This window comes from Bradyrhizobium diazoefficiens, assembly GCF_016612535.1.
Classification (GTDB): domain Bacteria; phylum Pseudomonadota; class Alphaproteobacteria; order Rhizobiales; family Xanthobacteraceae; genus Bradyrhizobium; species Bradyrhizobium diazoefficiens_C.
This window is the reverse complement of record NZ_JAENXS010000002.1, coordinates 1196898-1223763: the sequence shown is the minus strand read 5'-3', so window position 1 is coordinate 1223763 and position 26866 is coordinate 1196898. Positions and strand designations below refer to the sequence as shown.

27 protein-coding genes are annotated in these 26866 nt (G+C 64.2%); 19 read left to right on the top strand and 8 right to left on the bottom strand.

What is annotated here, in order from left to right; genetic code table 11:
- Window positions 1-33 precede the first annotated feature (33 nt).
- The gene (locus JJE66_RS22705) at window positions 34-612 is read right to left on the bottom strand and encodes a peroxidase-related enzyme (protein WP_200516715.1); all 579 of its coding nucleotides are present in this window, start codon (window positions 610-612) and stop codon (window positions 34-36) included.
- A gap of 105 nt (window positions 613-717) precedes the next feature.
- The gene (locus JJE66_RS22700) at window positions 718-2457 is read right to left on the bottom strand and encodes an ATP-binding protein (protein WP_200516714.1); all 1740 of its coding nucleotides are present in this window, start codon (window positions 2455-2457) and stop codon (window positions 718-720) included.
- A gap of 479 nt (window positions 2458-2936) precedes the next feature.
- Between JJE66_RS22700 and JJE66_RS22695 the strand changes: the two genes are divergently transcribed.
- Window positions 2937-3905: a catechol 2,3-dioxygenase gene (locus JJE66_RS22695; RefSeq protein ID WP_200516713.1), complete on the top strand. Its 969-nt coding sequence runs from the start codon at window positions 2937-2939 to the stop codon at window positions 3903-3905.
- Here the strand turns inward: JJE66_RS22695 and JJE66_RS22690 are convergent.
- Window positions 3902-7420, bottom strand: a complete 3519-nt coding sequence (locus tag JJE66_RS22690) for a molybdopterin cofactor-binding domain-containing protein (RefSeq protein WP_200516712.1) — start codon at window positions 7418-7420, stop codon at window positions 3902-3904. The genes JJE66_RS22695 and JJE66_RS22690 overlap by 4 nt on opposite strands.
- On the bottom strand, window positions 7420-7902 hold the full coding sequence (locus JJE66_RS22685) for a (2Fe-2S)-binding protein (protein WP_200516711.1): 483 nt from the start codon (window positions 7900-7902) through the stop codon (window positions 7420-7422). The genes JJE66_RS22690 and JJE66_RS22685 overlap by 1 nt, the downstream gene beginning before the upstream one ends.
- Before the next feature lie 259 nt (window positions 7903-8161).
- On the opposite strand from JJE66_RS22685, the gene JJE66_RS22680 reads away from it, so the two are divergent.
- The 8 genes from JJE66_RS22680 (at window position 8162) to JJE66_RS22645 (ending at window position 16354) form a co-directional block, all read left to right on the top strand.
- Complete coding sequence (locus JJE66_RS22680) at window positions 8162-9619, top strand: 6-hydroxynicotinate reductase (RefSeq protein WP_200518679.1); 1458 nt, start codon at window positions 8162-8164, stop codon at window positions 9617-9619.
- Complete coding sequence (locus tag JJE66_RS22675; protein ID WP_200516710.1) at window positions 9616-10509, top strand: UPF0280 family protein; 894 nt, start codon at window positions 9616-9618, stop codon at window positions 10507-10509. The genes JJE66_RS22680 and JJE66_RS22675 overlap by 4 nt, the downstream gene beginning before the upstream one ends.
- Window positions 10510-10536: 27 nt before the next feature.
- On the top strand, window positions 10537-11121 hold the full coding sequence (locus tag JJE66_RS22670) for an amino acid synthesis family protein (protein WP_200516709.1): 585 nt from the start codon (window positions 10537-10539) through the stop codon (window positions 11119-11121).
- A gap of 31 nt (window positions 11122-11152) precedes the next feature.
- On the top strand, window positions 11153-12355 hold the full coding sequence (locus JJE66_RS22665; protein WP_200516708.1) for an ABC transporter substrate-binding protein: 1203 nt from the start codon (window positions 11153-11155) through the stop codon (window positions 12353-12355).
- A gap of 150 nt (window positions 12356-12505) precedes the next feature.
- On the top strand, window positions 12506-14395 hold the full coding sequence (locus tag JJE66_RS22660; RefSeq protein ID WP_200516707.1) for an ABC transporter permease: 1890 nt from the start codon (window positions 12506-12508) through the stop codon (window positions 14393-14395).
- Window positions 14392-15183 carry an ABC transporter ATP-binding protein gene (locus tag JJE66_RS22655; protein WP_200516706.1) on the top strand — a complete coding sequence of 264 codons (792 nt, stop codon included), beginning with the start codon at window positions 14392-14394 and terminating at the stop codon, window positions 15181-15183. The genes JJE66_RS22660 and JJE66_RS22655 overlap by 4 nt, the downstream gene beginning before the upstream one ends.
- Window positions 15180-15884, top strand: coding sequence for an ABC transporter ATP-binding protein (locus JJE66_RS22650; RefSeq protein WP_200516705.1), 705 nt, complete (start codon window positions 15180-15182; stop codon window positions 15882-15884). The genes JJE66_RS22655 and JJE66_RS22650 overlap by 4 nt, the downstream gene beginning before the upstream one ends.
- Window positions 15885-15898: 14 nt before the next feature.
- Window positions 15899-16354: a MarR family winged helix-turn-helix transcriptional regulator gene (locus tag JJE66_RS22645; protein WP_200516704.1), complete on the top strand. Its 456-nt coding sequence runs from the start codon at window positions 15899-15901 to the stop codon at window positions 16352-16354.
- Window positions 16355-16519: 165 nt separating this feature from the next.
- Here the strand turns inward: JJE66_RS22645 and JJE66_RS22640 are convergent, their stop codons facing one another.
- Window positions 16520-17716 carry an amidohydrolase family protein gene (locus JJE66_RS22640; protein WP_200516703.1) on the bottom strand — a complete coding sequence of 399 codons (1197 nt, stop codon included), beginning with the start codon at window positions 17714-17716 and terminating at the stop codon, window positions 16520-16522.
- 157 nt (window positions 17717-17873) lie between these two features.
- Here JJE66_RS22640 and JJE66_RS22635 point away from each other — a divergent pair, with 157 nt between their 5' ends.
- From JJE66_RS22635 to JJE66_RS22600, 8 genes are all read left to right on the top strand, one after another.
- A complete protein-coding gene (locus JJE66_RS22635) occupies window positions 17874-18647 on the top strand; it encodes a ferredoxin--NADP reductase (protein WP_200516702.1) in 774 nt (257 codons plus the stop codon).
- Window positions 18648-18741: 94 nt separating this feature from the next.
- Window positions 18742-19065 (top strand): hypothetical protein, encoded by a 324-nt coding sequence (locus tag JJE66_RS22630; protein WP_200516701.1) that lies wholly within the window; start codon window positions 18742-18744, stop codon window positions 19063-19065.
- 92 nt (window positions 19066-19157) lie between these two features.
- On the top strand, window positions 19158-20429 hold the full coding sequence (locus JJE66_RS22625) for a cytochrome P450 (protein ID WP_200516700.1): 1272 nt from the start codon (window positions 19158-19160) through the stop codon (window positions 20427-20429).
- A 147-nt stretch (window positions 20430-20576) separates the two neighbouring features.
- A complete protein-coding gene (locus JJE66_RS22620; protein WP_200516699.1) occupies window positions 20577-20762 on the top strand; it encodes a hypothetical protein in 186 nt (61 codons plus the stop codon).
- Window positions 20763-20776: 14 nt separating this feature from the next.
- Window positions 20777-20974: a hypothetical protein gene (locus JJE66_RS22615; protein WP_200516698.1), complete on the top strand. Its 198-nt coding sequence runs from the start codon at window positions 20777-20779 to the stop codon at window positions 20972-20974.
- Between the two features lie 6 nt (window positions 20975-20980).
- The gene (locus tag JJE66_RS22610; RefSeq protein ID WP_200516697.1) at window positions 20981-21214 is read left to right on the top strand and encodes a hypothetical protein; all 234 of its coding nucleotides are present in this window, start codon (window positions 20981-20983) and stop codon (window positions 21212-21214) included.
- Window positions 21211-21375 (top strand): hypothetical protein, encoded by a 165-nt coding sequence (locus JJE66_RS22605; protein WP_200516696.1) that lies wholly within the window; start codon window positions 21211-21213, stop codon window positions 21373-21375. Before JJE66_RS22610 ends, JJE66_RS22605 begins: the two co-directional genes overlap by 4 nt.
- A 30-nt stretch (window positions 21376-21405) precedes the next feature.
- Complete coding sequence (locus tag JJE66_RS22600) at window positions 21406-21636, top strand: hypothetical protein (protein ID WP_200516695.1); 231 nt, start codon at window positions 21406-21408, stop codon at window positions 21634-21636.
- A 60-nt stretch (window positions 21637-21696) separates the two neighbouring features.
- Here the strand turns inward: JJE66_RS22600 and JJE66_RS22595 are convergent, their stop codons facing one another.
- Window positions 21697-22947 carry a DUF763 domain-containing protein gene (locus JJE66_RS22595; RefSeq protein WP_200516694.1) on the bottom strand — a complete coding sequence of 417 codons (1251 nt, stop codon included), beginning with the start codon at window positions 22945-22947 and terminating at the stop codon, window positions 21697-21699.
- A 127-nt stretch (window positions 22948-23074) separates the two neighbouring features.
- Here JJE66_RS22595 and JJE66_RS22590 point away from each other — a divergent pair, with 127 nt between their 5' ends.
- Window positions 23075-24220 carry a mechanosensitive ion channel family protein gene (locus tag JJE66_RS22590; RefSeq protein WP_200516693.1) on the top strand — a complete coding sequence of 382 codons (1146 nt, stop codon included), beginning with the start codon at window positions 23075-23077 and terminating at the stop codon, window positions 24218-24220.
- Window positions 24221-24228: 8 nt separating this feature from the next.
- Here the strand turns inward: JJE66_RS22590 and JJE66_RS22585 are convergent, their stop codons facing one another.
- Both JJE66_RS22585 and JJE66_RS22580 read right to left on the bottom strand, forming a co-directional pair.
- Window positions 24229-25023, bottom strand: coding sequence for an ABC transporter substrate-binding protein (locus JJE66_RS22585; protein ID WP_200516692.1), 795 nt, complete (start codon window positions 25021-25023; stop codon window positions 24229-24231).
- A gap of 10 nt (window positions 25024-25033) precedes the next feature.
- Window positions 25034-26014, bottom strand: a complete 981-nt coding sequence (locus tag JJE66_RS22580) for a tripartite tricarboxylate transporter substrate binding protein (RefSeq protein ID WP_200516691.1) — start codon at window positions 26012-26014, stop codon at window positions 25034-25036.
- A gap of 116 nt (window positions 26015-26130) precedes the next feature.
- On the opposite strand from JJE66_RS22580, the gene JJE66_RS22575 reads away from it, so the two are divergent.
- Window positions 26131-26841, top strand: a complete 711-nt coding sequence (locus JJE66_RS22575; RefSeq protein WP_200516690.1) for a TetR/AcrR family transcriptional regulator — start codon at window positions 26131-26133, stop codon at window positions 26839-26841.
- The last annotated feature ends 25 nt before the right edge of the window (window positions 26842-26866 follow it).

Genomic DNA, 26866 nt, shown 5'->3' with positions numbered 1-26866 from the left:
GCAGGATAGTCGAGCTCGGTCACCGCTGTTCAGTCACTTCTTCGGCAGGCGTCCCATCAGATAGAACTCCTCATTCGGCCGCATGCCGGTGAAATTCGCCAACCTGTTCGACAGCGCGAAGAAGGCCGAGATCGCCGCGATGTCCCAGATGTCGTCGTCGCTGAAGCCGTGTGGGGCGAGGGCGGCGAAATCCTCCTCAGCGATCCCTTGCGCGTCGGCCGAGATCTTCATCGCGAAATCGAGCATCGCCGTCTCGCGCGGTGTGATGTCGGCCTTGCGGTAGTTGATGGCGACCTGGTCGGCGATCAGCGGGTTCTTGGCCCGGATGCGCAGGATCGCGCCATGGGCGATGACGCAATATTGGCACTGGTTGGCCGCCGAGGTCGTCACTACGATCATCTCGCGCTCCGCCTTGGTGAGCCCGCCGTCCTTCTCCATCAGCGCGTCGTGATAGGCGAAGAAGGCGCGGAATTCGTCCGGACGATAGGCGAGCGTCAGGAACACGTTCGGCACAAAACCGCTCTTTTCCTGCACGGCGAGCAGGCGCGTGCGGATGTCGTCGGGCAGGGTATCAATTGCGGGGGCGGGAAAGCGTTGCGCGGGCTTTGTCATGAGCATGGATTCCGGCTAAGGGGCCGGCAACCATAGTCGATGCGGGCGGTCGCCTCAACGTGCCTCGATATGTCCGGGCGCGCGTGCCCCGGACTCCAAGGTGTTTTACCGCAGCGGCTTCTTCAACAGCGAAAAGCGATCCGGATCGAGTCCCATCGAGGGCTGCAGCATCGGCGCCTCAGTGGGCGCGAGCGTCTTGGCGGGTGGCGCCTGGAAGACCGGGTCGTTCGGGACGTCGCGCTGCGAGGTCGCGCCGCGCCAACGCTCGAGCACGGCGCCGACGAAATGCATGTCGTGACCCGAGGTGACTGAAGGCACGCTCGAGATGGTGGCTTCACCGCGCGGCAGTTGATGCGGCGGCACCTCCTTGAAGCGCAGCCGCGTCGGCAATGCGACACCTTCGCCGAACGCCAGCACCTCGCGGGTGCCGAGCGAGGGTACGAAGGACAGCAGGTTCGCAGCCGCATCCGACACCGCGGCGCGCAGCAGCGCCTGGTCGCGGTCGTTGGCAAGACGCATCGTGAACAGCGTGTTGCACTGGGAGATGATGGTGGCGTCGAGCTCGGCCGGGCGCTGCGTGATGAGGCCGAGATAGACACCGTATTTGCGGCCTTCCTTGGCGATGCGCGAGACTGCCTTGCGGGTCGGCCCGAAGCCGACATTGCGGTCGGCGGAGGCGTAACGGTGCGCTTCTTCGCAGACGAACAGCATCGGGGACACGCCGTCGCTCCACAGGCCGAAATCGAAGGCCATGCGGCACAGCACCGAGACGACGGAATCGATGACCTCGGCCGGGAAGCCGGCGAGCTGCATCACCGTCATCGGCTTGCCATTGGCGGGCAGGCGGAACAGATGGCTGATGACCTCGGCCATGGTATCGCCCCCGACATTGGCATTATCGAACATGAAGGCGTAGCGCGGATCGTTGCGGACTGCCTCGATGCGCGAGATCAGCTTGTGATAGATGATGCGCGAGGAGCGGTTTTCCAGCTTGCCCATGCGCTCGTCGATCAGCGAGATCAAATCGACCAGGCGGTACGGCACCGGCGTGTCGACGGTGAAGCCGATCTGCTTGGGATCGATGCGCTTGAGGCCGAGACGATCGGTGTTTTGGTACTGGGTGTAGATGCCCTTGGCGATCGGGATGACCTCGGCGAGGACGTCGAGCTCCTCGGGCACGCCGGCCCGGCCGCCGAACAGCACGTCGACGATTTCCTCGAAATTGAACAGCCAGAACGGCAGCTTCAGGTTCCGCGGGTTGAGCACCAGCGCGCGGTCGCCGAAGCAGCGGCCATATTCGTTGTGGACGTCGAGCAGGAAGATGCGCAGGTTCGGCCGCGCTTTCAGGATCTCGTTGAGCAGCAGCGAGACGCCGGTCGATTTGCCGACGCCGGTCGATCCCAGTACCGCAAAATGCTTCGACAGCATTTCCTCGATGTCGACATAGGCGACGACCGAGCGGTCCTGCTGGAGGAAGCCGACATTGATCTGGTCCGACCCGGTCGGCGCGTAGATCGTGCGGAGTTCCTGGCTGGTGATCAGGTCGACGGAATCTCCAATCGTCGGATAATTGGTGACGCCGCGCTGGAATTTGGCCTTGTCGGCGGCGTTGAGAATTTCGCCGAGCAGGTCGACTGAGGCGATGGCGATCAGATTGTCGGTGCTCGAGAGGTTCTCGCAGGACACCTCGGTGATCATCGCGACGATGACCGAGCTGGCGCAGCGGATGCTGACGAAGCGGCCGACGGTGGCCCGAACTTCCGAGACCGGCATCTGGCTTTCCGCCAGCAGCCCGACCCGGGCGAGCGATCCCCGTACCGAAATCACGCGTCCAAAGGATGTCACGATGAATGAACCTGAGAAGTCCGAGGAGTTTGACTCTGACTATGCGCGGCTCTGGCTGCACAAACGGTTAAACGGCTGGCGCGGGCGCTTTGTTAAATCCGCGACAATTCGGCCATTAGGTTTGTTCCTAATGCATATTTGCGGGCGGAATCAGCCTAAAAATGGCGCTTTTCCAAGCCCGTGAGCTCAAATCGAATTAAGGAAGATTTTACCATTCGGGCAGTCCGTCCGCCGTTTGCAGGATGGCCATTCGCAGCGGGGAGCCGCGCCGATCGCGAAACGGCACGTTTTGGTTTGTTGACGAGACCTAATCATTTGTACATTAGTACAAATGAGCCTGCGACCGTCGCCGTCCGGGCGCGCCCAGTCACATTTGCGCCCTGCGCCGGATTGCGCGATTCCGTGGAAGGGATCGCACGCCAACTTTGCCAGTGATGCCTTGCCAATAACGACCTGCTAGCCAAGTTTTGGAGGAAACCATGCAGCCCGAACCGATCCTCGATCTCGCCCATCTCGGCCACATGGAACTGCTGACGCCGAAGCCCGACGAGAGCCTGAAATTCTTCGTCGACGTCATGGGCATGACCGTCAGTGGCCAAAAGGGCGAATCGGTCTATTTGCGCGGCTGGGACGACTACGAGCGCTACTCGCTGAAGCTGACGGCGTCGAAGACGTCAGGCATGGAGCATATGGCGCTGCGCGCACGCAGCCAGCAGGCGCTGGAGCGCCGTGTCGCCGCGTTGAAGGGCTCCGGCTTCGACATCGGCTGGATCGACGGCGACATGGGGCAGGGGCCGACGTTCCGCTGCAGGGATCCCGACGGCCACATCGTCGAGCTCTATTACGAGACCGAATGGTATCAGGCACCGCCGGAGCTGAAGCCGGCGCTGAAGAACCAGGCGCAGCGCTTTCCCGCGCGCGGCGTCAATGTCCGCCGTCTCGACCACCTCAACTGTCTCGCCGTCGATATCAAAGCCAACCGCGAGTTCTTCGAGACCTATCTCGGCTGCCGCCTGACCGAGCAGATCGTGCTCAATGACGGCCGCGAAGCCGCGATGTGGCTGACCATGTCGAACAAGAGCTATGACTTCGCCTATTCGCTCGACCACTCCGGCACGCCCGGGCGCTTCCACCACGTCACCTACGCCCTCGACAGCCGCGAGGAGATTCTGCGCGCTGCCGACATCTTCCTGGAAAACGGCATCCACATTGAAACCGGTCCGCACAAGCACGCGATCCAGCAGACCTTCTTCCTCTATGTCTACGAGCCCGGCGGCAACCGCGTCGAAGTCGCCAATGCCGGCGCGCGCCTCATCCTTGCGCCAGACTGGAAGCCGATCGTGTGGACCGAGGACGAGCGCAAGAAGGGCCAGGCCTGGGGCCTGAAGACGATCGAGTCCTTCCACACCCATGGCACGCCGCCGGTGGAGGCGAAGAAGCACGATTAGTGGGTTGAGTTGCGCACGCGCGCGACCGTCTCGTGCACGCCGGTCCATGCCGGCTTGTCGGGCGCAAACTGCCTGCGCAGGAACGTCACGAGTTCCTCGACCTGCGCGTCGCTCATGCTGCCCTTGAAGGCCGGCATATAACCGAGGTCGCTCGACACAGGCTCGGTGATGCCGTGCAGGATCACCTGCACGAGATTGTCGGCTGTTGCGCTATGCAGATTGCTGTTGAGCGCGAGCGAGGGCCGGCTGCCGAACAATGGCAGGCCGCCGACCTCGTGACAGACGGCGCAGGCGCCCTGATAGAGCCGCGCCCCGGTGGACGAGGCGACGGTGACTTGGGTTGCGCTCTCGAGCCCCGCTGCCAATGCGGGCGCGTCGGCCGCAGTGTCGTTGAAGGAGCCGAGATAGATCGCCATCGCGTGGATGTCCCGATCGGGCAGGGCTTTGAGGTCCCGGACGATCGGTGCCATCGGGCCAGCTGCTACGCCGTGGTAGCGCGAATGGCCGGTGCGCAAATAGGCGAAAAGCTCGTCCTCGCTCCACGGGACTGGCGCGTGCGAGAGCGAGGTCAACGGCGGCGCTTCCCAGCCCTCAGCGGAGCCGCCGGCGAGATAGGCCTGGTGCTGCTCGGCACCGAGCGCGTTGCGCGGCGAATGGCAGGCGCTGCAATGACCGAGACTCTCGACGAGATAGGCGCCGCGATTCCAGGCCTCGGATTTCGTGGGCTCGGGCTTGAGCTCTTTCGCTTGATGGAACAGCGCATTCCAGCCCGCAAGCAGCGGGCGGAGATTGAACGGGAAGGCCAGCGCGTTCGCGGGCGCCGTTGCGCGCACCGAGGGCTGCGCCATGAGGTAGGCGTAGAGCGCCTGCATATCGGCATCATCAGTCCTCGAAAAATGCGTGTAGGGGAAGGCGGGATAGAGCTGCCGTCCGTCGCGATGCAGCCCGTCGCGCATCGCGCGCTCGAAGGCGGAATAGGACCAGGCGCCGATACCGGTCTCGACATCGGGCGTAATATTGGTCGTGTAGATCGTGCCGAACGGCGTCTCCAGCGCACGGCCTCCGGCATTGAGCGCGCCCGTGAGGCTGGTGTGGCACTCCGCGCAATTGCCGAGCGCGGCGAGCTGCTCGCCGCGTGCGATCGTCGCGGCGGAATAGACGGATGCCTCGGGCCGCGGGATCGGCGCAATCGCCCGGCCCGGCAGCAGCGCGGCGCCGACGCCGATCGCAGCGGTGCAGACGGCTGCGATCGTCGCGAAGATACCGGCGCGCTTGGCGAACGGATTTTGCCAGATGTGGGACGGAGGCGGCGTCGCCGGTGCGGGCAGGGCCTGCGGCGTGATCGATGCGTCACCGCGCAATCCCCTCAGGATTCGTTCCGGCGTGAACGGCGGCTCGCGAAAGCGCACGCCGGTCGCATCGAAAATCGCATTGGCGATGGCCGCAGCACTCGGGACTGAGGCGGACTCGCCGACGCCGAGCGGCGGCTGGTCCGGCCGCGGCAGCAACAACACATCGATCTTGGGCACGTCGGGAAAAGGGATGATCGGATAGGCGCCCCATTCGCGCGCTGCCACCGCGCCGCGCTCGAACGAAACCTCTTCCATCAGCGCGCGGCTGGTCGACTGGATGACGTTGCCATGGATCTGGTGGCGCACGCCGTCCGGGTTGATCATCAATCCTGAGTCCTGCCCCGCAACCACGCGCGTGACACGGACGTCGCCGGTGGTCTTGTCGACCGCAACGTCGGCCACCCACGCCGACCATGCCGCGCCGAAACCGGGAAACTTGCTGTGGACGTAGAGCGCGTAAGCAAAACCGCGCCCGTGCACGACATCGCCGTCTTTCTCTTCGCGCACCGGCCGCGGCGTCCAGCCCGCACGCTCGGCGACCGCGTTGACGAGATCGACGGCGCGCTGATCTTTTAGATAGCGCAGGCGATATTCGATCGGGTCGATTCCGGCCTCGGTGGCGGCCTCGTCAATATAGGACTCATGCGCAAACGTGTTCGGCAGTGCCGAGACGCCGCGAAACCAGGACGCGCGCACGATCGGTGCCATGTCATGCGCGACCACGCGCATGTGCTCGTAATCGTAAGGTGGGATCGCGGTGCGGTCGCCCATCTGGAGCACGGCGGGCTCGGGAGAGATGCGACCGGTGAGCAGGAGTGCGAGCGTCGGCGCGGCGTTCGAGGGGTAGCGTGTGGCGAGATCGTAGCCGGCGATGCCGCCGTCGGCGTCCAGGCCGCCGTTGACGTCGATGAGCTGCGCGGTGCCCTTGGGCTCCCAGGCGTGCTCCTGCTCCCGTGTCAGCTGCACCCGCACGGGCCGGCCGACCGCACGCGACAGCAGCAGCGCGTCGGCGCTGACGTCATCGGCGCAGTTGCGGCCATAGCAGCCGGCGGTCTCCAACCGGATCACCTCGATCTCGCTCTCGGGACGTTCGATCAGAAGCGCGAGATCGCTGCGCAGCACGTGCGGGTTCTGCGTGCCGGACCACACGCGGATGTCGCCATCCTGGAAATCGGCGACCGCGCAGGACGGGCCGATCGAGGCGTGCATCTGATAGGGCCAGACGTAAGTGCGCTGCATCGGCTTGGCCGCGCCCGCAAGCGCGGCCTCGACATCGCCCTTGTCGATCAGCATGCGCGGCGTCGACGGATTGGCGCGCAGCGCGGTCTCGACATCGGCGAGGTCGGTCAGATCAGGCGTCGGCTTCCAGCTCACCGCAAGCTGTTCCGCCGCGCGAACCGCATGCTCCTCGCGCTCGGCGACCACACCGACGAAATCGCCGATGCGGACGACGGCAACGAGGCCGGGAACGTCGCGGACCGAAGATTCGTCAACCGCGATCAGGCTGGTGCCGACGAACGGGCCGGCGTCGACGCCGGCATAGGGCGGACGCACCACGCGGCCGTGCAGCATGCCGGGCAGGCGCATGTCGTGGACGAAGGTCAGCTCGCCGGTGGCCTTCGCAGGGAGGTCGACGCGCGGCATCGACTGGCCGACGATGGCGTAGTCGCCGACGGCCTTGACTGCGACGTCATTGGCAAGCTCGAGGCAAATGGTCTCGCTGCCGATCAAATCGCCATAGCTGACGCTGCGATTATGGCCGCGGACAAGGCCGTCTTCGATCCTGAGATCGGCGGCCGGCAACTCCAGTCGCTCCGCCGCGCGTGCGATCAAAAAGTGCCGCGCTTGCGCGGCGGCCTTGCGCAGGGGAACGGCGGTGATCTGGATGGTCTCGCTGGCAATCGTCGCGCCCTGGTTCGGCACGATGGCGGTGTCGCCGAGCACGACGACGACACGGGCAAAGGACACGTCCAACTCTTCGGCGACGATCTGGCCGAGCGCGGTGCGGATGCCGGTGCCGAGATCGACATGGCCGTTATAGGCCGTGACCGACCCGTCCGCAGTGATCCGCACGAAGGTTTCGGAGGTGATCTCGTCCACCGTGCGGACGACGACGAGCGAACCCGATTGCCGCTCAGCTCCATTCGAAACAGGAGAGGCCATCAATCACCGGCCTCGGCAAGCTGGCCCGCAGCGCGCATCACGGCGCGCAGGATTTCGACATGCGTGCCGCAGCGGCAGAGATTGTAGCGCAGCGCCGCGAGCGCCTCCTGCTCGGTCGGTTGCGGGTTGATCGTGAGCAGCGCCTTGGTGGTCATGATCATGCCATTGAGGCAGTAGCCGCATTGCGCGGCCTGCTCGTCGATGAAGGCCTGCTGCACGACATCGGGCTTGTCGCGCGTGCCGAGGCCTTCGAGTGTCACAATGTCGCGCTCGGTGCAGCCGCTGATTGGAATCACGCATGAACGTGCAGCCAAGCCGTCGATCAGGACAGTGCAGGTGCCGCATTCGCCTAAGCCGCAACCAAATTTGGGGCCGTTGAGTCCGAGATCGTTGCGCAGCACATAGAGCAGCGGCGTCTGGCGCTCTGCCATGACGTCGTGGATCCTGCCGTTCACGGTGAGGCGGATCGGTGCCTGCGTCATCCTCGTTGCCAAACCCTGTGATCGCGAAAATTCCAGATTGCTCGAAATCTACGTCGCGACGATACCGTTTGTACACAAACGTGCAAGTCGCCATGCCGCAGTGCAGCGCAAGTGCCCGCTTTGTGGACAGAGACGGGAGGCAAATGAGGTTTTATTCGGCAGGCGCATGTTTCGCGCGCGGCGCCGCTTGACAGCTATCGGGAGCGCGCGCAACATCGTTCGTATACGAATGATAACCGCAGTGTCCGCTGGCTTTGACATGGTGATGGAAACAACAAGCGCCGCCACCGACAAGATCCGCTGCGATGCCTGTCCGGTGATGTGCTACATCAAGCCGGGCGCGGCGGGCGCCTGCGACCGCTATGCCAACGATGATGGCAAGCTCGTTCGCGTCGATCCGCACATCATCCTTGAGCGCACGGTGTCGCACGGCGGCAAGCTGGTGCCGTTCAGTCGTACCGAGGATTGGGACGGCAAGATCGTCTATGAGCCTTCGACCTTTGTGACCGCGATCGGCGCGGGAACCACCTATCCCGATTACAAGCCGGCGCCGTTCATCGTCTCGTCCGAGGTCGACGGCGTCGACATGGTGACCGTCGTCACCGAAGGCATCTTCTCCTATTGCGGCATCAAGGTGAAGATCGACACCGACCGCTATCTCGGGCCGGAAACCGCGACCGTGCGTGCGCAGGGCGAGGCGGTCGGCCACGTCACGACCAGCGAATACGGCTCGCAGATGCTGTCGCTCGGCGGCGTGCATCATCTCACCGGCGGCTCCAAGAAGGAGGGGCGCGTCACCTGCGACACGCTGATGGACCTCGCCAATTGCAAGGCGGTCGAGCTCACCATCGACGGCGGCGCGAGCGTGGTGGTGCAGGCCGGCCAGCCGCCGATCGTCAATGGCGCCAAGGAAGAGCGCATGCGCGTCGGCTGCGGCTCGGCGACGATCGGCATGTTCGCCAAGCAATGGCACGGCAAGGTCGACGAGGTCGTCGTGGTCGACGACCACATCACCGGCGTGCTCAGCGAACATCAGGCAGGCAAGCTGCTCGACATCGCCGATACCGGCATCAAGATGAAGGGGCGGCGCTCGACGCCCGGCCGTTATTTCCAGGTTGCCGATCCCGGCACCGGGTGGGGCGGCACCAACATCTCCGATCCGCTGGCAATCCTCGGACCGTTCGATGCCAAGGCGGCCAAGGCTGGCCTCTCGATGCTGATGGTCTCCACCACCGGCGAGCATTCCTCTTACTATGTGCTCAACGAAGCCCTGAAGCCGGTCGAAACGGAGATGCCGGCCGACTTGAAATTCTCGGTCGAGCGCATCCAGGAAAATTGCGAGCCGGCTCTGTGCACGGTGCTGTTCATGGCCGGTGCCGGCGGCTCGCTGCGCGCAGGTGTCACCGACAATCCGGTGCGGCTGACGCGATCGGTGAAGGACGCGCTGACGCGTGTGACCAGCGGCGGTGCGGCGGTCTATGTCTGGCCGGGCGGCGGCATCACCTATATGGTCGATGTGACGCAGATGCCGGCCGGTGCGTTCGGTTATGTGCCGACACCGGCGCTGGTGGCGCCGATCGAGTTCACGATGAAGATGTCCGACTATGCCGCACTCGGCGGGCACATGGATTACGTGAAGCCACTCTCCGAGGTCAGGGGCGGCGACGATGTCCGTCAGCTGCCCTGGCAAAATCCCATCCCGGGACATCGCGCATGAGGCTTCCGCAAATTGCATTGCTGTCTGATGGCCGGCGGCTGCATTTGCAGGATGGACCGATTGATCTGATCATTGAGGCGAGGGGGCCCGCACACGAACTGCGGGCGGCTTATGCGGCCGCGGCGCGCCGCTTCACCGGTCTGCTCGACGAGCTCTGCGCGGAACTGCCGGAGCTGCGGGCGGCTGCTGGGAGGCGGACTTCGCTGAGGGGCGCGGTCGCGCGTCGCATGCATGCCGCCGTCGCGCCCTACGCCTCCGATTGTTTCATCACACCGATGGCCGCGGTCGCCGGTAGCGTGGCTGAAGAGATTCTCGGTGCGATGCTGGACGCTGCGTCGCTCGACCGGATTTATGTCAACAACGGCGGCGATATCGCGCTGCATCTCGGGCGAGGCGAGCATTTTTCGGTCGGCCTGATCGATCGGCCGGACCGCGGCGGTGTGATGCGCGCCATGAGAATCGATGCGAATGATCCGGTTCGCGGCATCGCCACCAGCGGCCGCCACGGCCGCAGCTTTTCGCTCGGCATTGCGGATGCGGTGACGGTGCTGGCTGCGACCGCATCACAGGCCGATGCGGCGGCGACGATCATTGCAAATGCCGTCGATCTGCCCGGGCATCCCGCCATCATCCGGCAGCCCGCCAACGAGCTTCAACCCGACAGCGATCTCGGCGCGCGTCTCGTCACGCGTGACGTCAGTGAACTGTCGCGAAGCGAGATCGCGGCGGCGCTCGAATCTGGCGCGGAATGTGCACGGCAATTGTTCGATCGCGGACTGATCGAGGGTGCCGTGCTGCAGCTTTGCGGTGATATGCTTGTCATCGGACCGAAAGATATTGAACGGCGGCGATCGCGCCCGGCTGTGCTGGAGAATGCGGTTCATGCCTGAATTGGGAAGTGACTTAAGGAAACAATCATGAGCGCGATCATCCGCAAGATCGTCACCGTCGTCGAAGAGACGCAAATGGAGATGGGCCGCCAGGTCTCGCCGCCGACCCGGCGCGCGGCTGCGATCGCCGTGATCGAGAATCCCTTCGCCGGAAAATACGTCGAGGATCTCTCGCCACTGGTCGCGATCGGCGAGGAGCTCGGCGAGCTCTTGTCGAAGCGCGCGGTGGCCGCGCTCGGCATCGACGGCTCCAAGGCGCAGAGCTATGGCAAGGCCGCGGCCGTCGGCGAGAACGGCGAGCTGGAGCATGCCGCCGCGATCCTGCACCCCAAGATGGGTGCGCCGGTACGCAAGGTGCTGAGCAAGGGCGCGGCGCTGATCCCGTCGTCGAAGAAGCGCAGCGGTCCCGGCACGACGCTCGACATTCCGCTCGGGCACAAGGATGCGGCCTTCGTGCGCAGTCACTTCGACGGCATGGAAGTGCAAATCAACGATGCGCCGCGCGCCAACGAGATCATGGTCGCGGTCGCCGTCACCGACAGCGGCCGTCCGCTGCCACGCGTCGGCGGGCTAACGGTTGCCGAAGTCAAGGGCGAAGACGGTTTGAGATAGAAGACGCTAGAGTTCAAAACTGGAGGTTGGGATGCGAGCAAGAAACTATTTCGTCGGCGCGGCCTTCGCGCTTCTGGCGGGCGGCATGGCTCATTCGGCCATGGCGCAGGACATCAAGATCGGCGAGATCAACAGCTATTCGCTGCTGCCCGCCTTCACCGAGCCCTATCGCAAGGGCTGGCAGCTCGCGGTCGAGGAGATCAACGCGGCCGGTGGCATCAACGGCAAGAAGCTCGTCGTCATCTCCAAGGACGACGGCGGCAAGCCGGCAGACGCGCAAACCGCGGCCAACGAACTCGTCTCGAGCGATGGCGTCGCGATGTTGGCCGGCACGTTCCTGTCCAATATCGGTCTTGCGGTCAGCGACTTCGCCAACCAGAAGAAGGTATTCTTCCTCGCGGCCGAGCCTCTGACCGACGCGATCACGTGGGCCAAGGGCAACAAGTACACGTTCCGTCTGCGCCCGTCGAACTACATGCAGGCTGCAATGCTCGCGGAGGCCGCGGCCAAATTGCCGGCCAAACGCTGGGCGACGATCGCGCCGAATTATGAATACGGCCAGTCGGCGGTTGCCGTCTTCAAGAAGCTGATGTCGGAGAAGCGGCCCGATATCCAGTGGGTCGACGAGCAGTGGCCGCCTTTCGGCAAGATCGACGCGGGTCCGGTGGTGCAGGCGCTCGCCGCGGCCAATCCGGAGGCGATCCTGAACGTCACCTTCGGTGCGGACCTCGTCAAGTTCGTGCGCGAGGGTAACACTCGCGGTCTGTTCAAGGGACGCGAGGTCGTTTCCTTCCTGACTGGCGAGCCGGAATATCTGGATCCGCTCAAGGACGAGACGCCCGAAGGCTGGATCGTCACCGGTTATCCCTGGTACTCGATCAAGACGCCCGAGCATGATGCGTTCCTCAAGGCTTACCAAGCCAAATACAACGACTATCCGCGCCTCGGCTCGATCGTCGGTTACCAGACCATCAAGTCGGCGGCCGCCATCCTCGCGAAGGCCGGCTCGACCGATACGGATAAGCTGATTGCCGCCGCGGAGGGGCTGTCGGTGCCGTCGCCGCTCGGTGAGATCACCTTCCGCAAGATCGACCACCAGTCGACGCTCGGTGCTTATGTCGGCAAGACCGCGCTGAAGGACGGCAAGGGCGTGATGGTCGACTCCGTCTACAAGAAGGGCTCGGACTATCTGCCGAGCGACGCCGAAGTCGAGAAGCTTAGGCCGAAGGATTGATCTCCGCTGCCGTAGGGTGGGTTAGCCGAAGGCGTAACCCACCACTTTCGGTGCCACACGAGAAAAGGTGGTGGGTTACGCCCAGCGAACTGCGCTTCGCGCATTCGCAAGGCTAACCCACCCTACGACACCATCTAACTCGGACCGCCGATGGCCTTTTACGTCGTACAGTTTCTGACCGGACTTGCCAGCGCGGCGTCCCTGTTCCTGGTGGCCTCGGGCCTGTCGATCATCTTTGGCGTGACGCGGATCGTGAACTTCGCGCATGGCGCCTTCTACATGATCGGCGCCTACATCGCCTTCACGCTGACGGAGCGCCTGTCGGGTGCCTTCGGCTTCTGGGGCGCGATCGTCATGGCGTCCGTTGCCGTGGCGCTGATCGGCGTGCTGGTCGAGATGGTGTTGCTTCGCCGCATCTATCATGCACCGGAGTTGTTCCAGCTGCTGGCGACTTTCGGCCTGACCCTGATGGTCGAGGATCTCGTGGTCTTGATCTGGGGGCCCGATGATCTCGTCGGCCGCCGCGCCCCGGGCTTCAGGGGCGCGATCGATTTCTTCGGCCAGAACATCCCGAGCTATGATCTGTTTCTGATCGTGCTCAGCCCTGTCGTGCTCGGCATTCTCTGGCTGCTGTTCCAGCGCACGCGCTGGGGCGTGCTGGTGCGGGCGGCGACGCAGGACCGCGACATGGTCGCAGCGCTCGGCGTCAACCAGAAATGGCTGTTCACGAGCGTGTTTGCGGTCGGCGTATTCCTCGCCGCGCTCGGGGGAGCTCTCCAGATTCCGCGCGACGCCGTGCATCACGCAATGGATTTGCGGATCATCGTCGAGGTTTTCGTCGTGGTCGTGATCGGCGGCCTCGGCAGCATCATCGGCGCCTTCGTCGCGGCCGTGCTGGTGTCCGAGCTCAACGCCTTCGGCATTCTGATTTTTCCGAAGATTTCCATCATCCTGGTCTTCCTGGTGATGGCGGCCGTGCTGATCGTGCGGCCCTGGGGCTTGTTCGGTAAGCCCGAGGCGCCCGCGCGCAAGACGCCGGGCCTTACCGTCAATCCCTGGCGGCCGCTGACGTCGAATGAGCGGCTGGCGGCGCTGGCAGCGCTCGTCATCGCGGCGACGCTGCCGCTGTTCGCGGGCAATTATGCGCTGACTGTCGGCTCGGAGATCGCGATCTTCGTGATCTTCGCCGTCAGCCTGCACTTCCTGATGTCGGTCGGCGGGCTCGCATCCTTCGGCCACGCCGCTTATTTCGGCCTCGGCGCCTATGGCGTCGCCTTCCTCGCCAAGATGGCGGGGTTGCCGATGATCGTCTGCCTGCTGCTCGGACCGCTGCTCGGCTGCATGGGTGCTGCCGTGTTCGGCTTCTTCGCCGTGCAGCTCTCCGGCGTCTATTTCGCCATGCTGACGCTTGCCTTCGCGCAGATCGTCTGGTCGATCGCCTTCCAGTGGGTGAGCGTGACCGGCGGCGATAACGGCATTTTAGGCGTGTGGCCGGAAAAATGGGCGGCAAGCCCGTCGCACTTCTATTGGCTCGCGCTCGGTGTCGCAGCGGTGGTGACGATCGCCTTGCGGATCGCGGTGTTCTCGCCGTTCGGCTACGCGCTCCGCGCCACGCGTGACTCGGTGCTGCGCAGCGAGGCGGTCGGTATCAACGCCAAGCGAATCCAATGGACGGCTTTTGTGATCGCGGGCACGACCGCCGGCATCGGCGGCGCGCTCTTCGCCTACCTCAAGGGCAGCGTCTTCCCGGACAATCTCGGCATCTCGCTCTCCGTCGATGCGCTGGTCATGGTGCTGCTCGGTGGCGTCGAGACGGTGTCGGGCGCGGTGATCGGCGCCATCGTCTACAAGGCGCTCAGCATCTGGCTCATCAGCCAGACCGATCTGTCGAAACTGGTGCTCGGCGGCTTCATCGTGTTGATCGTCGTGGTCTTTCCCAAGGGCATCGTGGGCATGCTGGAGATGCTGGCGCAGCGGCGCAGGAAGGCCTCGCCGCCGGGATCCTCCCTGCTTGCCAAGCCGATCGAGTCCGCCGAATGAGCGTCGCACCTCCACTTCTCGCGGTCGAAGGCCTGACCAAATCCTACGGCGGCATTCACGCCGTGCGCGGCGTCTCGTTCTCGCTGCGCGCCGGCGAAATTCTGGCGCTGATCGGTCCGAACGGCGCGGGCAAGAGCACCTGCTTCGACATGCTCAACGGCCAGAACAAGCCTGATACGGGCCATGTTCGATTGCTCGGCGAAGAGACGACCGGCAAGAAGCCGCGTGAGATCTGGCGGCTCGGCGTCGGACGCACGTTCCAGATCACCGCGACGTTCGCCACCATGACCGTGCGCGAGAACGTGCAGGTGGCGCTGATCTCGCATGAGAAGCAGCTGTTCAATCTTTGGGGCTCGGCGCCGAAGTTTGATCGCGGCGAAGCCGGGCGACTGCTCGAGCTGGTCGGCATGGGCGGCTATGCGGATCGTCCCTGCGGCGAGCTTGCCTATGGCGATCTCAAGCGGCTCGAGCTTGCGGTGGCGCTCGCCAACCAGCCGAGACTGCTGCTGATGGACGAGCCGACCGCCGGCATGGCGCCGCGCGAGCGTGTCGAGCTGATGCGGCTCACCGCACAAATCGCGCGGGAGAAATCGATCGGCGTGCTCTTCACCGAGCACGATATGGACGTGGTGTTCGAGCATGCCGACCGCATCATCGTGCTCAACCGCGGCACGCTGATTGCCGAGGGCTCGCCGACCGAGGTGCGCGGCAATCCGCAGGTGCAGGCGATCTATCTCGGCGAGGGCCTGCTTTACGATGCCGGGCATCGTAAGGGGGCGTCGGCATGAAGCTCACCGTGCAGGACCTCAACAGCCACTACGGCCCGGCGCACATCCTGTTCGACATCGGTTTCGAGGTCGGCGAGGGCGAGGTGGTCGCGCTGCTCGGCCGCAACGGTGCCGGCAAATCGACGACGTTCCGCTCGATCGTGGGCCTCGTCGCGCAACGAACCGGCCGCATCATGTTCGAAGGCAAGGACGTGTCGGTACGTCCGACCCATGAGATCGTACGCGAGGGGCTCGGCTATGTGCCTGAGGAACGACGCATCTTCACCGATCTAACGGTGGAGGAGAATCTCGAGGTCGGCCGCCAGCCGAAGCGCCCGAATGCACCGTACTGGACGCGCGACAAGCTGTTCACGCTGTTTCCCAATCTCGGCGAGATGAAGGGACGGCCGGGCGGCCGCATGAGCGGGGGCGAGCAGCAGATGCTGACGATCGCGCGCACGCTGATGGGCAATCCGTCGCTGGTGCTGCTGGATGAGCCCTCGGAAGGCCTGTCACCGAAGATCGTGGAGCAGATGGTCGATGCCATCCTGACCATGAAGAAGGAGGGCGTCAGCATCGTCGTCTCCGAGCAGAATCTGCACTTCGCGCGGTTGATCTCCGATCGCGCCTATATCATCGAGCGTGGCCGCATCTGTTTCGGCGGGACCATGGCCGAGCTCGACGCGCGTCCGGATATCCGCGACGCGCATCTGTCGTTGTGAGGGGCGGGGAGCGGATGGCGAGAAGCGTCGCGGCGAAGAAGAGCGTGAAGCAGGGCAAGCCGCCTTACGTGCTCGACGAGCAGGTCGGCTTCATCCTGCGCCAGGTCTGGCAACGCCACAGCTCGATCTTCTCGCGCGACATCGGCACCAACCTGACGCCGACGCAATGGGCGGCGCTGTCGAAACTCGCCGAGACCGGGCCGTGCTCGCAGAACCAGCTCGGGCGGTTGACGTCGATGGATGTCGCCACCATCAAGGGCGTGATCGACCGGCTGACGGCGCGCGGTCTGACCGAGACGAGCCAGGACCCGGAGGACGGACGGCGGCTCCTGGTCAGCCTGACGCGCGCCGGCCAGCAGCTTGCCGAGAAGCTGGCGCCGAACGCGCTTGCCATCACCCGCGAAACACTCGCTCCGCTCGATGCCAGGGAGCGCGAGACGCTGATGGCGCTGTTGAACAAGCTGCGGTGAAGTCGGTGTCGTAGGGTGGGTTAGCGCCGGGCTGCGCGAAGCGCAGTCCCTTGGCGTAACCCACCATGCTTCCGCGATTGCCGAGCGAAGTTGGCGGGTTACGCCGGCGGACTGCGCTTCGCGCAGCCGCAGGGCTAACATACCCTACAGCAGCGGAGTATGTCGCTACTTCGCCACCACCTCCGGCACCCTGCCAGCCGGCGGCGTGTTCCGGCTGCGTTGCGTCCGCACGATACCGTCGATGATGGTCATGCCGATGCCGGGGAGGTCGCCAAGCTGGACGCTCTCCAGAATGGACTTGCCGGGCGAGTGCTGCGCCTTGTCCATGATGACGAAATCGGCGGCACGGCCGACCTCGATCAAGCCGCAGTCGAGTGCGCGCATCCGCGCGGTGTTGCCGGTGGCGAGGCAGAACGCGATCTCGGCCGGTAGCTCGCCGATCGAGGACAGCATCGAGACCATGCGCAAAATTCCGAGCGGCTGCACGCCGGAGCCGGCCGGCCCGTCGGTGCCGAGAATGACGCGGTGCAAATCGCCCATTTCGCGCGCGATGCGCAACGTGTAGAGCGCCGAGCGCTCATTGCCGTTATGAACGATCTCGAGCCCGCGCTTGCAGCCCTCGCAAATGCAGCGGATCTGGTCGTCGGGCAACGCGGTGTGGCCGCCGTTGATGTGGCCTACGACGTCGGTGTCGGCCTCCAGCACCACGTCCTTGTCGATCAGGCCAGAGCCGGGGATCGAGGGGCCGCCGGTGTGGATGGTGCTCTGGATGCCGTATTTGCGGGCCCAGCCCACCATCCTGCGTGCAGTCGGGCCGTCCTTGACGCCACCGAGGCCGACCTCGCCGAGTAGCTTGACGCCGGCGGCGGCCAATTCCTTGAAGTCTTCTTCGACCATCTCGCATTCGATCACGGGCGCGCCGGCATGAACCTTCACGCCACCCGGACGCAAATTCCAGAACGCGCGCTGGGCGAAGATCGCCATCGCCTTCAGGCCAACGACGTCGCGGGGGCGGCCGGGCATGTGCACTTCGCCGGCCGAGATCATGGTGGTGATGCCGCCATGGAGGGAGCTGTCGATCCAGTTGATCTGGTTCTGCCGCGGCGTCCAGTCGCCCGCAACAGGGTGGACGTGGCTGTCGATCAGCCCGGGAGTGACGGTGGTGCCGTTGGCATCGACGACGGTGGTCGCGCCTTCGGTGTCGAGATCCCCAAGGCGGCCAATCGCGGTGATCTTGCCGTTCTCGGCGACGATGGTGTCGCCGTCCAGGATCGGCTTTTCCAGCGCGCCGGACAGGATCAGGCCGATATTGCGGATCACGAGCTTCGAGGGTCCGGTGGCCTGGGGGGCGTCATGCGCCATGGAAGGGGTCCTTGTCCTTTACTGCAACGCTTTCGATCTTGGGCAGCCTTGACCACGGGATCAAGCGGGATTATTCATTAGTATACGAATGATCGTATACAAACGACGCATAGCTGCCGGCCTCGGAACCGTGAATTGACGCGACAGGGAAGCTGAGATGAGCAATTTCAATCAGGAAAGCGTTTTGAGCGTCCACCACTGGACCGACACGCTGTTCTCCTTCAAGACCACCCGCAGCCCCACCTTCCGTTTCCGTAACGGTGAATTCACCATGATCGGGCTCAAGGTCGGCGAGAAGCCGCTGCTGCGGGCCTACAGCGTCGCCAGCGCCAATTACGAGGAGACGCTGGAGTTCTTCTCGATCAAGGTGCCGGACGGCCCGCTGACCTCGCGGCTCCAGCATCTGAAGGAAGGCGACGAGATCATCGTCAGCGGCAAGGCCACCGGCACGCTGGTGATCGACAATCTGGAAGAGGGGCGCAACCTCTATCTCATCGGCACCGGCACCGGGCTCGCGCCGTTCCTCAGCGTGATCAAGGATCCCGAGACCTATGAGCGTTTCGAGAAGGTGGTGCTGCTGCACGGCTGCCGGCGGGTGAAGGAGCTCGCCTACGGCGAGATGATCACCGAGACCTTGCCGAAAGATGAACTGCTTGGCGAGTACATCAGCAACCAGCTGATCTATTACCCGACCGTGACCCGCGACCCCTTCCGCAACCGCGGCCGCATCACCGACCTCATCACGTCGGGCAAGCTGTTTGCCGATATCGGCCTGCCGGCGCTGGAAGCGGCCCATGACCGCGTCATGATCTGCGGCAGCCCGGCGCTGGTCACCGATACCCGCGTGCTCCTGGGCGAGCGCGGCTTTGTCGAGGGCAATCACGGTGAGCCGGCCCAGTTCGTGGTCGAGAAGGCCTTCGCTGAGCGCTAAGCCCGGAATAGACCGCATTTTCGCCGCCGCGTGGGCATTGCGGCGCCGATTCGGCGCTTGATACACTGTGGGAGCGAATCAGCGGAGTTCCCACATGGTTGCGGACAGCGACAGCAACATCGCCTGGCACCGGGTTCAGTTGAAGAAGAATCGCGCCGAGTTGAAGGCGCTGGAAACCGCGCGCTTCACGATGGGCGAGATCGCGTCCTCGAAGCGCGAAGGCCAGACTCAGAAGACGATCGGGGACCTCAAGCGCAAGATTGCCCAGTCTGAACGGGCGATTGCGGACCACGACAAGCGCACACGCCGTCCACTCGGCACCGATCTGCAAAGCCTCAGCAATGGCAGCTGGAGCCATTGGGACGCCTACACGCAGCAGCACCGCAAGGCCGGCCCGCGCACACCGGGGCGGGGTTAATCCCGCTACGCGAGAAAGCCGGTTCCCGCTCTTGCGCCTGCCGTCTCGCGCACCATCTCGTCGAGGCGCCACCAATCATTCCGGTGATCCCAATGGCACCGCGCCTCGATTTCACCAGCGAGGCCTTCTTTCGTGATCCGCCGAAGGTCATCGCGACCCTGCGGGCCTCAGGTCCCGTTGTGGCGACGCGCTTTCCTCTCATCGGCGATGTCTGGATCACCACCACGCATGACGCCACCGCGCAGGTGCTGAAGGACGGCACGATCTTCACGTTGCGCAAGGAAGATGGCGACGTTGCCGGCCTGCGCTGGTGGATGCCGAAGCTGATCAGGACCATCGCCAATAACATGCTGACGATGGACGAGCCGGATCACTCGCGGCTGCGCAGCATCGTGGACGAAGCCTTTCGCCGCCGTGCCATCGTCGCGATGGAGCCGCGCATCCGCGCCATTGCCGACGGTCTGGCCGATCAGCTGTTCGCGAGCGGAAGCCCGACCGATCTCGTCGCGCGCTATGCGCGGATCTTGCCGCTGTCGGTGATCTCGGAGTTGCTTGGCTTGCCGATGGCCGACCGCCCGCGCTTTATCGCGTGGGCCAATGCGATGTCCTCGCTGACGAACATCATCAGCTTCTTTCGCCTGCTGTTCGCATTCCGCAAGATGCGAGGCTATCTCGAAGAGCAATTGCAGATCGCGCGCAATCGGGGCGGCGAAGGCCTGATCGCCGAATTGGTTCAGGTCGAACGCGAGGGCGGCAAGATTACGCCGAACGAAATGGTCTCGATGGTGTTCCTGCTGCTCGCGGCAGGCTCGGAGACCACCACGCATCTCATCAGCGGCTCGATTTACGAGCTGCTCAGGAATCCGGACCTGCGTGACTGGCTGGAAGAAGACTGGAGCCGTGTCGGGCTCGCCGTCGAGGAGTTTCTGCGTTTCGTCTCACCGGTGCAGTTTTCCAAACCGCGCTATGTGCGGCGGGACGTCGAGCTCGATGGCGTACGCCTGAAGAAGGGTGATCGCGTAATGGTCATGCTCGCCGCGGCGAACATGGACCCGGCGGTGCACGACCGGCCCGAGCAGCTCGATCTCGAGCGCAAGCCGAACCGCCACATTTCCTTCGGCACTGGAATCCATTTCTGTCTCGGCCACCAACTGGCGCGGATCGAAGGGGCCTGCGCGCTCGAGGCGCTGTTCACCCGCTGGCCGCGGCTTGGTCTTGCGGTCGATCCATCGCAGATTCATTGGCGCAGGCGACCGGGCCTCCGCGCGATTGCGAAACTTCCCGTGATGGCAGAGACAGGCGGAACATACGATGTGGCTGCGCCGCTCGCGAGAGGCGATCGTTCCCCTGCTCAGGTGAACTGACGCGGTCCTGCGAAACATTACGGTACGCGACCTGCCAGGAACGAGGCGCGGTGACGTCGGTTGTCAGTAAGACCTCGCGGCGATGATGGCCGGCACGAGTTCCGCCACCGGCACCGCAGGCCTTCACACTTCTCAGGAGGCAGCATCATGACCAGCAAAATGCCACCTGTTCCGCCGGACAATCAAAGCCGAAAGGGAACTGGTGACGACAAGCAAATGTCGGCCGACAAGGCACCACACGGCCGGCAACGCGTGGAGAACCCGAACGAGCAGGGACAACAGGGCAACATCAGGCAGAACACGACCAATCAAGGCTATCAACAAGATCGCTGAGGAGGGCCGCATCCATGTCGACATCCACGAAGACACCTAACAGCATTCGTCAGGGCGGGCCCGGCGCGTCGCACGAGAACGCGAAGGCGCCGCTCGAAGTCAAGAAGCCGCCGCCTGACGATCCGCAGCGCAGTCACAGCCGTGTCTCCGGCGGTGGAGGCGAACGTGATTCCCGTCACAGGCACGATCCCGCAGACAAGGGTGGAGGCTGATCGATCATGAGCAGCAAGCACGCGAAACTGAACGCCCCGACAAGCAAGGATCTTCGCCAGAACCCGCTCATCGGCGGGTCCAAAGGCGCGAACATGGCGGCCGCGTCCCCCGACGATGTCGAGGATGCGCTCGGCGAGAACACGATCGAAGGCGATCTGGAGAACGACGTAAACTTCGCCGGCGGCATCGACAAGGACGTGGCGCATAGCGGAGCCCCTCGCAGAGGACGAAGACCATGATGCAGGGCAAAAAGACGCACGAACAACAGCGGCGTATTCTCGAACGCAAGCCGGATTTCCCTAACGCACGAGAACTGGATGAGGCTTTGCGCTCCCAGGACGATACGCCGCGTCGCGCCGGCGCTCCGACCGAGCAGGGCGGTCGCCTATCGCAGGAATGACTAGCGGATAATTGCAAGAGGAGAAACCGAATGCCAGTTGGGAATGGCAGCAAGACCCACTTCAGATCGGGCATGCATGGCAAAGGCAACGGCACCGGCGCTTTCGCTAAAATCTCCAAAGAGAAGATTGGCGACAACATGGTGCTGTCCAACCGGGACAAGGCTCAACATTCCGACTTGCGCGGCATGGACGGAAAATCAATCCAGACGGAGCAGTATCAGGACCATTCCGCCAACCGGCTGGGACATGACGACGACTAAGACCTGAGAACCACGACGCCGATCGTATCCTCCCTCGACCGACTCGCTGCGGACCGGTGTTCAGCTGGTCCGCTTTTTTGCGGAAGCCAGATCGCGCTCCCAGCCGAACACGGATCGGCCGTCGAGTTCCGGCGAGGCCGCGCGCTCGCCGGCAATATAGGCCTCGACCGACGGGCCGCTTGCGGTCCGTTCAAGCCGTCGTGCCTGATCGTCAAGGCGCTTGATCGCCTGCATTTCTTCCTCGCGGCCGAGTTTTGCACTTTGGATCGCGCCCTTCAGCACGCGGATGGTCTCGTCATAGACCTTGATCGGAACGGGGTAGGGATGGCGATCCTTGCCGCCATGGGCGAGCGAGAAACGCGCGGGATCCTTGAAGCGATAGGGCGCGCCGTGCACGATCTCGGCGACCATCGCGAGTGAGCGCACGGTACGCGCGCCGACGCCGGGCGTCAGCAACAGCTCCGGGAAATCGACCGGGCCGCGCTCGGCGGCAGCTAGCAGCGTGCCATGCAGGCGGCGCGCGAACACGTCTTTCGGCCGGACATCATGATGCGCGGGCATGATCAGGTGGGGCAGCATCGCTTGCGCTGGCTCGGGCGCAGTCCCGGTGAGCCGCTCGAATTCAGAGAGGATGCGATCGGGGCCGAAATCGCTCAACAGCTCGAGCTGCGCGTTGCGCGAGACGTCGGCGCGATGGTCGGTAAGATTGACGATCTCGCCCTGCTGCGGGCCGTCGATCGCGCTGTGGGGCGTATCGACAAAACTCTTCAGCGCCTCGGAATGCCAGTGATAGCGCCGGGCCTGCCGCTTGTCGCCGTTCATCCCCTGCTGCACGACGGTCCACTTGCCGTCGGCGGTGACGAAGAAGCCGTGCAGATAGAGATCAAAACCGTCCTGCACGGCGGCGCTGTCGACCTTGGCCACCAATCGGCTGGCGCGCGTGAGCTTTGCGCCATCGAAGCCGACGCGGTTGCCGAGTTGCAACAGCTCGTCCGGAGTCTTGCGCGAATGCTGGCCGCGGCCGCCGCAGACATAGATTCCGAGTTCGTCCTGGAGCGGGCCGAGCCCGCGCTTGAGTGCCCCGATCACGGAAGTGGTGATGCCGGAGGAGTGCCAGTCCATCCCCATCACGGCGCCGAACGATTGGAACCAGAACGGATGCGAGAGCCGCTGGAGGAACGCGTCGCGTCCGTAATGAACCACGATCGCCTGCGTCACGATCGCGCCGAGCGAAGCCATGCGGCTCGCAAGCCAATGCGGAACCCGGCCGGTGTGGAGGGGCAGGTCGGCGCTGCCGGTACGTCGAGTCATGATTGCCTAGACATAGCGCAGTTCGAAGATGGTTGCATCAGCGGGATGCTGCATTGCACTGAGCGGGGGAGCGAAGCCGCCGTGAACACGTTGAGGGCTGACGCGAACGTAATTCTTAGGGACGTGAATGAATTCGCAAGCGATTATGGCCGACATCGACAGGATGTTCGGGTGGATACCGTCATGGTTTATCGGCCTTGGCCTTATTGCCGGAGCAATCTTGCTCGCCCTGTCCGTCTACCGCGTCGGCGTGTGGCTGCTCTGTCGCGCCTTCGGAACCCGCCTGCCTCTCATCGCCGTATTCATCGATCGAACCTCCGGCCCGGCCCAGCTGGCGTTATGTCTTGCTGCCGTCGCGCTGGTGCTGCCGCTTGCGCCGCTCGACGATACGATCCGAACGCCGCTCATGCGCCTGTTCGTCGTCGCCTTTATCGCGCTGATCGGCTGGATCTCGATTCGGATCGTCGACATGAGCGCGGCGCGGTACTTGCAGAATTTCCGCGATGTCACCGAAAACTTCATTGCGCGCAAGCATGTCACCCAGGTGCGCGTGTTCAAGCGCGTGACCGACACCATCATCGTGATCATCACGGTGTCGACGGCGCTGATGACGTTCGACTCGGTCAGGCAATATGGCGTCAGCCTGTTCGCCTCCGCTGGCGCCGCCGGTATCATCGTCGGTCTTGCCGCGCGGCCGCTGCTCAGCAATCTGATCGCGGGTTTGCAGATTGCCATCACCCAGCCGATCCGCATCGAAGATGCCGTCATCATCGAGAACGAGTGGGGTTGGGTCGAGGACATCGCCGCGACCTATGTCGTGATCCGGCTGTGGGACTGGCGCCGCATGGTGGTGCCGCTGTCCTACTTCATCGAAAAGCCGTTCCAGAACTGGACGCGCGATACCGCGTCCCTGATCGGCGTGATTGCCCTGCACGTCGACTACCGCGCCGACGTGCCCCGCATCCGGCGCTGGCTCGAAGGGGCAGTGAAGGAGTCAAAGCTCTGGGATGGCGCGGTGGTCAATCTACAGGTGATCGATGCGGATTCGCGTACCATCGAGCTTCGTGCGCTGGTCAGCGCGCGGAATGCGCCGCAATCCTGGGATCTGCGCTGCGAGATGCGGGAAAAGCTGATCGCCTTCATCCGCGATGAGATGCCGGAAGCGCTGCCGCGCGAACGCGCGATCCTGATCCCGTCGGGAGGCGGCGATGACATCGACGTCCTGCGGCGCTCCGATGCGCCGGAGAAGATGCGGGCAAACGCACGGAATTGAAATGGCGGCTAGTGAGTCTTGGCCGCGCCGCGTAAGCCAGCTTGCTGCTGGATCGTATCCAGCGCGCCGGAGGACTGTTCTTCAGCGACAAATCGGTTGAGTAGCGGGAGTGCGTCCTCGCGACCTTTCGGGATCGCGATGGCCATATGCTCGGCACCCCAATTGCCGTCGAGAATCCGCGAGCCCGGCATCTGGTCGGACATCTCGAACAGCGTCGGCTTGTTGGTGGCGTAGAGATCAATCTCGCCGCGGCTGAACATGCCGACAGCGACCTTGACGCTTTCGGCGGGAACGATGGTCGCGTTCTTGAACTTGGCTGGTAGCGTACGCTCGGAGGTCGAGCCCTTGGTGACACCGATCTTCACCCCTAGCTTGTCGATATCCTCGATCTTGCCGATCGGCGAATTCACTGGGACGAGATAACCGAGCTCGATTGCCAGCACCGGCTGGCTGAAGCTGACGTCGTTGGCGCGGGCCGGCGTGGCGTTGGTCACGGTGAAATCGACCTGGCCGTCGTGGATCGCGGTGACGATATCGGCGACGCGCTGAAACCTGACATAGTCGATGCCGACGCCGAGCCGTTTTGCCAGCTCGCCGCCGAGATCGTAGGCGAGGCCGTGCGGCTTGCCGGCCGCATCTGTCACCATCGAGGTCGGGCTGCCGGGATAGATGCCGACGCGCAAAGTGCCGCTCGGCGCCAGGAGTTTCGCTTCGCCATCGGCGCGTGCGGGTGCGCCGAGCAGGACGGTGACGGCGATGGCGAGCAGGGCGGTGCGCGCAAGGCGCCTGGAAGCGGTTCTCATCTGGAGAGCCTCACTGCGCGCGGATGCCGGCGGCCTTCAGCACCGGCTCCCATTTGGTCGCCTCGGCGTGCATATAGGCGTCAAAATCCTTGGCGGAGGAGCCGACCGGGGCTGCGCCGATCTTGCCGAGTGTGGAGAGCACGTTCGGATCCTGCAGCGCCGCCTTCAAATCGGTCTCGAGTTTCGCGACGATCTCCGGCGGCATCTTGGCTGGACCGAGAACGCCCCACCAGACCGAGACGTCGTAGCCAGGCACGCCGGACTCGGCGATGGTCGGGACGTCAGGCAGCACCTTTGAGCGCTTGGCCGAGGTGACGGCGAGCGCGCGCACCGGGCCGCCGTCGAGCTGACCGATCGCCTCCGCGAGCGGATTGATGCTGAGCGGAATCTCGCCCGCGATCACGGCCGTCAGCGCCGGCGCGCCGCCCTTGTAGGGGATCGCGACGATCTTGGTGCCGGACATGTGTTTCAAGAGCTCGCCGGCGAGATGCGCCGAGGTGCCGTTGCCGGACATGCCGTAGGAGAGCTTGTCCGGCTCCTTCTTCGCTGCGGCCAGGAGATCGCCGAGCGTCTTGTACGGGCTGTCCTTGGCCACCACGATCGCGAGCGGTGAGGAGGCCACTTCGCTGATCGCGGTAAAATCCTTGAAGGTGTCGTAAGGCACGCTCGGATAGATGAACTGGTTCAGCGGATGTCCGCTCGCGACCAGGATCAGCGTGTAGCCATCGGGCGCGGCCTGCGTCAGCGCCTGCGAGGCGACAATGCCGCCGGCGCCCGGACGGTTGTCGATCACGGGTTGCTGTCCCCAGGTCTCGGCCAGCGCCTGGCCGAGCGTGCGCGCGAGCACATCGACCGCGCCGCCGGCCGCGTAGGGCACGAGGATGTGGACCGGCTTGCTTGGATAGTTCTCGGCGGGCTGCGCCGCACTCGCCGTCAGTAGCAGACCGGCGCCGAGCATCAGGCGGCCGATCTTCGTGTTCAAACCCAGCATTATCCAGCACTCCTTGAAGGCGTTCGCGTCCCGACCCGCGGTCTTCAGGGCCGTTCCGGACGCTGCCATCGTTTTTGTTGACGAGACCTGATCTTTTGTACGATAGTACAAATCACATGGTACGCAAGTCCACCAGCAAGGAAACGGCCCGCAAGCCGAATATGCGCGAGGCGATCCTCGCCGCGGCCGAGGAGCTGTTCGCCACCAACGGCTTCAACGCCGTCTCGGTGCGGGACATCGCCCAGGCCGCCGGGGCCAATCCGGGCAGCGTGACCTATCATTTCAAGACCAAGGACGGTCTGCTGCTGGAGATTTACCGGCGGCATTGCGGGCCGATGAACTTGCGTCGCTCCGAGCTGCTCGCCGCCGCCAAGCGGGTGCGTGATCTTCAGGACCGGCTGGAAGCAATCGTGCGGGCCTATGTGCTGCCGGCCTTCACCTCGGGCAGCGATCTCGCAGGCGGTGGGGCGCGCTTCACGCGACTCCGCGCCGTGATGTCGGCCGAGGGCAACGAAGTCGCGCGAAAAATCATCGCGCAGACGTTCGACGATACCAGTCACGCCTTCATCGATGCGATCCACGACAGCCTGCCGCACATTCCGCGCACCGACATCGTCTGGCGCAGCCACTTCCTGCTCGGCGCACTCTATTATTCACTGGTGACACCGGATCGTGTCTCGCGGCTGTCACGCGGCGAGGCTGATGGCAGCGATGCCGCCAGCGCCATCGAGCAGTTGGTGCAGGCTACCGTAGCTGCGTTCCAGGCGCCGGCCTTGGATCAGGCCGCGCCGGCGCGGCGACGAGCTGTTTCAACCAGTAAGACCTGACAGAAATCGCGCGGGGAGAGGCGCG